Origin of the sequence: Hoeflea sp. BAL378 (assembly GCF_000759435.1) — a bacterium.
In the GTDB taxonomy this organism is placed as follows: Bacteria; Pseudomonadota; Alphaproteobacteria; order Rhizobiales; family Rhizobiaceae; genus Hoeflea.
Map to the genome: position 1 here is coordinate 1 of NZ_JRJG01000272.1, position 219 is coordinate 219.

The 219-nt window shown below is 63.0% G+C and carries 1 pseudogene; it reads left to right on the forward strand.

Features of this window, described 5'->3' with window-relative positions:
* A pseudogene (locus LL06_RS26155) lies at positions 1–219 on the forward strand (UxaA family hydrolase); the annotation flags it as partial.

A 219-nucleotide genomic window follows, 5' to 3' on the forward strand; every position in this document is an offset into this window, starting at 1 on the left:
AGACCTCGGAGATCACCGGCGCCGAGCACATCTGCAAGGCGCGGGCAATCAACGAGGAAGTCGGCGACCGCTGGTACGCCATGTGGAAGGCCTACCAGGACGACGTCATCTTCGCCCACCAGACCGACGATCTCTCGGACAGCCAGCCGACCAAGGGCAATATCGAGGGCGGGCTGACGACGATCGAGGAGAAGGCGCTGGGCAATCTCGAGAAGATCG